Consider the following 1,827-nt stretch of genomic DNA (forward strand, 5'->3'; position numbering starts at 1 on the left):
GGGCCGGAGACCCCCCCCCCTGTGGGAGCGAGCCTGCTCGCGAAAGCGATCTAAAGAACGACCGTACGATTGGCGTTCAAAAACACTCGTCTCTCAATGTGATAACCCACCGCCCGGGCCAGGGTCAGGCCTTCGATATCCCGCCCCTTGGCGATCAAATCTTCCGGGTAATGGCTGTGATCCACCACCTCGACCCCTTGGGCGATGATCGGTCCTTCATCCAGATCGTTGTTGATGTAGTGCGCCGTGGCGCCGACCAGTTTCACGCCCTTGTTATAGGCCTGGTGATAGGGCTTGGCGCCCTTGAAGCCCGGCAGCAGGGAGTGGTGGATGTTGATCGCCTTGCCGTCGAGTTTGCGGCACAGCTCCGGCGACAGCACCTGCATGTAGCGCGCAAGGATCACCAGCTCGGCGCCAGACTCTTCGATCACCTGCAACACCTGACGCTCCTGCGACGGCTTGTCGTTTGGGTCCAGCGGGAAGTGGTAGTACGGAATCTGGTGCCAGTCGGCCAGCGGCTTGAGGTCGGGGTGGTTGGAGACCACGGCGGCCACGTCCATGGACAACTGGCCGATGCGCTGGCGGTAGAGCAAGTCGTTGAGGCAGTGATCGGCCTTGGACACCATGATCACCACTTTCGGGCGGTGATGGGGCGGAGTCAGCTCGAAGATCATGCCAAAGGCTTCGCCACGCTCGGCAAGGCCGGCGCGGAATGACTGTTCGTCGAAACCGTCGGGCTGGCGGAATTCCACACGAATGAAGAAACGCCCCGAGAGGCGGTCATCGAAGGAATGGTGTTCGGTGACGTAGCAGCCCTGCTCGAACAGAAAGCGGGTCACCGCGTCCACCGTGCCGAGCACGCTGGGGCAGTCGGCGGTCAGAATCCATGTGTCTGGGGCGCGGCTCATAGTGCGGTGACTCCTGTAACAAATTCTGTGGTCACTGAGAACTTTGTGGCGAGGGAGCTCGCTCCCGCCGGGTTGCAAAGCAACCCCAAAATCAGCATCCGCATTCCTGCAGGAGGAATGCGGATTCAGGTTTTACGACTGCTTCGCAGTCGAGCGGGAGCAAGCTCCCTCGCCACAAAAGCAGTCATGAACCGAGTTACGCCTGAACGCTAAGGCCGTACTCGGCCGACGCATCCTGCAACCACAACCACCAGTAGTCCGAGAAGCTGCGACGGATCAGCAGTTCCCAAGTGTCTTCGGCGGTGTGGCGGATCATCAGTTGCGACTTGGCGAACACCGTGCCGACCGCCTTGCCCACCGGGAAGTTGTTGGGGTGCACGTCATAGCTGGTGGACTTCATCAGCACCTGGCGCACGTTCGGGCCGCTCAGTTCGAGGATCTGCTGGCCACCGCTGACGTTGACAATCTGAATGTGCAGATCGCCCAGCGCTTCACGCAGTTTTTTCTCGGCAGCGAATTCTTCGCCGGTCGGGACGATCAGCAGCCACTCATCCGGGCCCATCCATTGCAGGCTGGTTTCGCCTTTGACGATGACGGTCAATGCGCCGGGCAATTCGATACCCAGGGCCTTGTGCACGCCCGCGGCGAACGCGGCATCGTGACCATCACCACGGATGGTCAGATGGCCGAGGAGTTTTTTCTCGCGCACGGTCACGCCGGCGTTCTTGCGACCCTTGCCCACCAGGCTGGCGAGGTCGGCGTGATGCAGCGACGACTCGGCCTTGGCCCCGGAGGTTGGGCGTTGTTGGTAAACATTGGCTGCGGTCATAAAGCACCTGTTCTGAATTCTGTTGGCCTTGTGGTGACTGCTCTGCCGTCTTCGCGAGCAGGCTCGCTCCCACAAGGGTTACGCAATCTC

Annotated in this window: 2 protein-coding genes; both read right to left on the bottom strand. The window is 60.8% G+C overall.

The window, feature by feature from the left end:
• Positions 1-50: 50 nt before the first annotated feature.
• The gene (purU, locus tag ACW9HW_RS29965) at positions 51-908 is read right to left on the bottom strand and encodes a formyltetrahydrofolate deformylase (protein ID WP_207267522.1); all 858 of its coding nucleotides are present in this window, start codon (positions 906-908) and stop codon (positions 51-53) included.
• 196 nt (positions 909-1,104) lie between these two features.
• Positions 1,105-1,737, bottom strand: coding sequence for a sarcosine oxidase subunit gamma (locus ACW9HW_RS29970; RefSeq protein WP_457402945.1), 633 nt, complete (start codon positions 1,735-1,737; stop codon positions 1,105-1,107).
• Positions 1,738-1,827 lie beyond the last annotated feature (90 nt).

The organism is Pseudomonas sp. SDO5532_S415, assembly GCF_054071155.1.